Consider the following 5710-nt stretch of genomic DNA (forward strand, 5'->3'; position numbering starts at 1 on the left):
CCGGACGCCCGCCGCCACTGTGCGTCTCCGTCGCCGCGTAACGGGGATGAATACAGCCACGATCTGCCGAACTGATGTCTGTATTGGGCCCCTTGGGCGCAGCGCCGAGCAGCGGAGGCCGAAAGAGAAAAAGACAGCCGGCTGTTTGAGCTGCGCGTAGCGCTGCGAGTTTCCGGCTGTCCTCTTTCGGCCGGAGCCGCGCAGGGCATCGATGCGAAGCATCGACGCGAGACAGGGTGTCTTTTCCTTTGCTTCCTTTCGTTTGGACAAGCAAACGAAAGGGAGTCGCGCAGCAGCGCGAAACGCCAAACCGATCGAAGATAAGCAGTTTTGATGTGTGTCGCCATAATCGTTGGCTGGCCGCGCATACCCGAGAATCCAGTCAGTCGCCCAGCACGCGCAACCGCGCGCCGTCGTCGACACGAAGCCGCGCGGCCTCGTCGGGATGAACGATGATGCCGTCATCCTCCGGCGCCCGGCCGATCCAGCCGGCCCGGAAGTCCGCGCACCCGCCGGTGGTCGCGGCCAACGTGACCGGTGCGGCCGGCGTTTCGGCGTGGCCGTCGATGCGCACTGTGGCTTCGCGCGAATGGCGCACCGCGCGCACGTCGTCGAGATACGCCTCGACCGTCGGCCCGGCGTCGAAGATATCGATATAGCCTTCGAAGCGCAGGCCCTGCGCGGCGAGCATCGCCAGCGCGGGCTTGGTGTGTTCGTGCACCGCGCCGATGCAATCGCGGGCGGCCTCGGGCAGCATCGCGGTGCAGATCGGATAACGCGGCATCAACTCGCCGATGAACGACTTTTGGCCCAGCCCGGTGAGCCGGTCGGCGTCGCGGAAATCGATCGGGAAGAAATGCTGGCCCAGTGCGACCCAGAACGGATTGACGTCGGCGTCGTCGAAGCGCCCGCGCATCTCGGCCAACACACGCTCGGGAAAACGCGCGCGATAAGCGGCCATGAACAACCAGCGCACGCGCGACAGCAGGGTGGCGTTGCGCTGACCACGCAAACGCCAGGCCGGGCGCAGATACAGCGAGCAGACCTCGGCGTCGCCGGTATGATCGGACGACAGGAACAGCGTATCGATCACACGGTTGAGATCGAGCTGCTTGGAGGCCTGGGCGAGCCGCCCCACGCGATAGTTGTAAAACGGCGCGTCCAGGCCCACGCGGGCCTCGATCGCGCAGCAGCCGGCGATGCGATCGGCCACCGGCGCGTCGGCCAGGCTGTCGTCTTCGAGGACGAAGAAGTATAGGTCGGGATCGGTCGAAAGGCTGGGGTCGTCGGCGGGCTTATCGAACGCCGTGCGCGTCTCGTCGATATGCTTGGCGAGAAAATCGCGGTTGTCCGGCAACGAGGTGAAGCCGGCGCCGGTTTCGATGGCGATGGCGTGCAGGGCGTCGAGGTCGGAGGTCTCGATCGGGCGGATCAGCATGGGTCGGCCTCCTCGTCCAGCGCGGGCAGGGTAACGGCCAGCACCGCGCGCCCGGTGTCGAGACCCAGCCGGTCGGCGCCCTCGGGCGCGAGCCGCCACTGCCCGGTCGCGGTCAGCGCGTGGGGCGCGGCGATGCAACGAAAAGCCGAGGTTTCCTGGTTCGCCAACAGCGCCGCGCCGTGCTCGCCGGCATCGACGCGGTGGTCGATCAGAATCGGATGCCAGCGATTGCCGCGTACCGAATGCAGGCGTTCGAAGGGCGCTTCGAGCAGCAGGCCGCCGTCGAACAGGTCGATATGGCGCGAGCGCGAAAACCCTTCGGCGGCGAGATCGGCCGCCGCCGGATGGTGGCCGGCGTGGATCGAGCCGATCGCGGCGCGTCCGGCTCCGGTCAGCAGCGGCTCGTAGAGCGGGAACGGCGGCATGACTTCGGCGATGAAGCTCTTGGAATGTATGCCGGCGATCTCGTTGATTTCGCGGAAATCGCGCACGAAGAAATGCCGGCCGACCGATTCCCAGAACGGCGAAATACCAGCTTCGTCCAGATGTCCTGGCATCGCGACCGCCAGATTGCGCATGAAGCGTTCGGGATGCTGAGCCACGAACAACAGCCGCGCGCGGCGCAGCAGACGTTCGCCCGGCCCGCCGCGATAGGCGCTGTCGATCGAGAACGCACACAGCAGGCTGGATTCCGACAACTCGTGCGACAACGACAGGATCGAGAACTCGCGGCGTACGTCCAGCTGTTGCGAGGCGTGGATCAGCATCTCGCGGCGCCAGGTGTAGTAGGCCTCGCGGGCGCCGGCGCGGGCCCGGATGCTGGCGGTGCCGACCACGCGCGGCGACGCGCCCGCGTGATCCTCGAGCACGAAGGTATAGACCTCGCTGCCCGGCGCGACGATCGATTCATCCAGCGCACGCCGCGACGCTTCCAGCCGCTCGCCGAGGCGCTCGCGGTGCGCCGGCAGGTTGGTCAGCGCCGGGACGGCATGCGCGGCCAGATCGATCAGCGCATCGAGATCATCCGGGTGGCCGGGGCGAACAATCAGCATGGCGCCTACGACGCCGCGTCGAGCGTGTCGATGGCGGCGTCCAGCCTGGCCATGCCCTCGCGGATATCGGTTTCGGGGATGACGAGCGACGGGGCGAAGCGCAGCACGTTGGGTCCGGCGACCAGCAGCATCAGCCCTTGCTTGATGGCGGCGGCCAGCGTCGCGCGCCCCTGTTCACCGTAGCGCGCGTTGAACTCGGCGCCGATCAGCAGGCCCTGGCCGCGCACCTCGGCGAAGCAATCGTATTTGGCGTTGATCCGGGCCAGCTCGGCGCGAAAGATGCCGGCTCGCTCCTGTACACCGGCCAGCACTTCGGGCCGGCCGATGGTCTCGATCGCGGCCAGCGCCACCGCGCAGGCCAGCGGATTGCCGCCATAGGTCGAGCCGTGGGTGCCGGCCCCGAACACCTCGGCCACCCGATCGGTGGTCAGCATCGCGCCGATCGGAAAGCCGCCGCCGAGCGCCTTGGCGCTGGTCAGGATATCGGGTGTGACGCCATAACCCATGTACGCGTACAAATGCCCAGTCCGGCCGACGCCGCACTGCACCTCGTCGAAGATCAGCAGCGCGCCGTGCGCGTCGGCGAGTTCGCGCAGACCGGACAGAAAGTCGGCGTCGCCCGGGGTCACGCCGCCTTCGCCCTGGACCGGCTCGACCATGATCGCGCAGGTGTCGCCGTCGACCAGCGCGCGCGCGGATTCCAGATCGTTGTAATCGCCGTGGACAATGCCGCCCGGCACCGGGCCGAAGCCCTGGGTGTATTTCTCCTGGCCGCCGACCGAGACCGTGAACCAGGTCCGGCCGTGGAACGAGCGGCGGAACGACACGATCTTATTCTTGTGCGCGCCCGTCGTGTCGTGCGCGTAGCGGCGCGCCAGCTTGAGCGCGGCCTCGTTGGCTTCGCCGCCGGAGTTGGCGAAGAACACCTTGTCGGCGAAGGTCGCCTCGACCAGCGCTTTCGCCAGCCGTAGCGCCGGCTCGTTGGTATAGACGTTGGACAAATGCCAGAGCTGCTCGCCCTGGGTCTTGAGCGCGTTCACCAGCGCCGGGTGCGCATGGCCCAGCGCATTGACCGCGATGCCGCCCGCGAAATCGATGTATTCCTCGCCGCCTTGGTCCCACAGGCGGCTGCCCTCGCCGCGTACCGGAATCACGCCTTGCGGGTTGTAGTTGGGCAGCATGTAGCGGTCGAAGTCGTCGCGGGCGGGCGTCCAGTCCATGGTCGGTTTCCGGGGTTCGGGCCAATATATAAGCGCGGTATTGTCGCGCTTTGCGGTCGCCGGGTCACGCCCGACTCCGGCGACGACGCCGATCGAGGCCGTCGCCGCCTTACTCTAGGCGCAGCGAACGGTGTCATCGAGCAGCCGAACCGCCCGGTACGCACCAGTATAAGACCAATTGGTATTTTGCTGGTATCTCATAGGCTCTATGGTGGGCTCTTCGTAAGAATTGTCGAGGCCATGCGCGTGGAGCCACGTTTTGCCGGAATCGTTTTAGACGCGGACCAGGCGACGCCGCTGTATCGCCAGCTCGCGCAGCAGCTCGGCGATACGATCAATGCCGGGCGTTGGCAGGCCGGGGAGGCGTTGCCTTCCGAGCGCACGCTGGCGGATACGCTGCGTATTTCGCGCATCACCGCGCGCAAGGCGCTGGAACGACTGGCGGAACAGGGGTTGATCCGGCGTACGCACGGCTCGGGCACCTTCATCGCGCCGCGCTTCAATGAGCCCTTGACCCGGTTGTCCAGCTTCACCGAACTGCTCACCGAGCGTGGATTCACCCCAAGCTCGCGCTGGCTGTCGCGGCGCACCGGGATGCCGACCAGCGAAGAAGCCTTTCGTCTTGCGCTGCGTAACGAGGCGCGCATCTCGCGGCTGAAGCGTCTGCGGCTGGCCGACGATGTGGTCATGGCGGTCGAGGAAAGTTGTCTTCCCGCGTCCGTGCTTGCCGAACCGGAGGCCGTCGAGACCTCGCTCTACAAAACGCTCGAGGCTCAGGGCACGCCGATGGCGCGCGCGCTGCAGCACATCACGGCAGTCAACGCCGACGCCGACATCGCGAAATTGATTTCGGTGCCCCGCGGCGAGGCGCTGCTCAAGGTCACCCGGCTGGGCTATTTGGCGGATGGATCGCCCGCCGAGCTGACCGTGAGCTACTGCCGCACCCATTACTACGATTTCATGGTCGAACTGCACCGAAGCAGATGAGCACGGGCGCCTGCAAGCCCGCCGCGCGCAAAGCAAGCCGGCGCGGCCTTAAAGATGCAACCGGAAAGATGCAACCGGAGATTTCCAAGGAGGAGAGTCATGACACAGAACACCACAGCAGCGCAGCCAATCCCGGACGGCGTATCCAAGCTGCCGGCGATGGCCTGGTTCACCATTGTCATCGCCGCGCTGGGGGGCGTGCTCTACGGCTACGATATCGGCATCATCGCCGGGGCGCTCGAAGCCATGAAGGCGGAACTGTCGCTGACCGGCTCGCAATTGTCGTTGATCGTGGCGGCGGTACTGGGCGGCGGCTCGATCGCCACCCTGGTCGGCGGCCCGATCGCCGACTACATCGGCCGCAAACCCACGATTCTGATTTCCGGCGTCATCTTCGTCATCGGCGTGATCGTGACCGCGCTGGCGGCCGATTACGGCTGGGTGCTCGGCGGGCGGTTGATCCAGGGCATCGGTGTGGGGCTGGTGACCATCGTGATTCCGCTGTATCTGGTCGAGGTCATGCCGCCGGCGATACGCGGGCGCAGCGTCACGCTGTTCCAGCTCTTTCTGACGATCGGCATTCTGCTCGGTTATCTCGTGGGTTATTTCTTCCACGGCACCGGCGACTGGCGCGTGATGTTCGCCACCGCGCTGGTGCCGGGCATCGCCTATCTGGCGCTCGGGGTAGTGCTGCCGCAATCGCCGCGCTGGCTGCTCAAGCGCGGCCGGCGCGACGACGCCCGCGCGGCCCTGGCCCGCACCCATAGCGCCGGCGAGGCCGAGACCACCTTCGAGGAGCTCCGGACGCAGATCGCCGAAGAAAATATGGTGACGCGCTGGTCGCTGCTGCTGGCGCCGGGGTATCGCAAGGCCAGTCTTTTCCAACCCAGACATGAGCCTGAGCAGCGCGGCGGATAGCGAGCTTCAGGCAGCCGGAATCCGGGCTTGATTGATGGATTGAAAGATCTCGGTTTTGGCGTTGTTCACCTGCCGAGCGGCTTCATTGTCGCTGA

Annotated in this window: 5 protein-coding genes; 2 read left to right on the forward strand and 3 right to left on the reverse strand. The window is 66.3% G+C overall.

Annotated elements, in window-relative coordinates; translation table 11 throughout:
* Window positions 1–382: 382 nt before the first annotated feature.
* Genes VFJ08_RS15150 through VFJ08_RS15160 form a run of 3 tightly spaced genes read right to left on the reverse strand, consistent with a single transcriptional unit; the run spans window position 383 to window position 3710 of the window.
* On the reverse strand, window positions 383–1438 hold the full coding sequence (locus tag VFJ08_RS15150) for an arginine N-succinyltransferase (protein WP_324998063.1): 1056 nt from the start codon (window positions 1436–1438) through the stop codon (window positions 383–385).
* Window positions 1432–2490, reverse strand: coding sequence for an arginine N-succinyltransferase (locus tag VFJ08_RS15155; RefSeq protein ID WP_324998064.1), 1059 nt, complete (start codon window positions 2488–2490; stop codon window positions 1432–1434). The genes VFJ08_RS15150 and VFJ08_RS15155 overlap by 7 nt, the downstream gene beginning before the upstream one ends.
* Window positions 2491–2495: 5 nt before the next feature.
* Window positions 2496–3710, reverse strand: coding sequence for an aspartate aminotransferase family protein (locus VFJ08_RS15160; RefSeq protein ID WP_324998065.1), 1215 nt, complete (start codon window positions 3708–3710; stop codon window positions 2496–2498).
* Window positions 3711–3950: 240 nt separating this feature from the next.
* Between VFJ08_RS15160 and VFJ08_RS15165 the strand changes: the two genes are divergently transcribed.
* Window positions 3951–4697 (forward strand): GntR family transcriptional regulator, encoded by a 747-nt coding sequence (locus VFJ08_RS15165; RefSeq protein WP_324998066.1) that lies wholly within the window; start codon window positions 3951–3953, stop codon window positions 4695–4697.
* A 99-nt stretch (window positions 4698–4796) separates the two neighbouring features.
* Window positions 4797–5615 (forward strand): MFS transporter, encoded by an 819-nt coding sequence (locus tag VFJ08_RS15170; RefSeq protein WP_324998067.1) that lies wholly within the window; start codon window positions 4797–4799, stop codon window positions 5613–5615.
* The last annotated feature ends 95 nt before the right edge of the window (window positions 5616–5710 follow it).

Origin of the sequence: Salinisphaera sp., assembly GCF_035690525.1 — a bacterium.
GTDB lineage: Bacteria > Pseudomonadota > Gammaproteobacteria > Nevskiales > Salinisphaeraceae > Salinisphaera.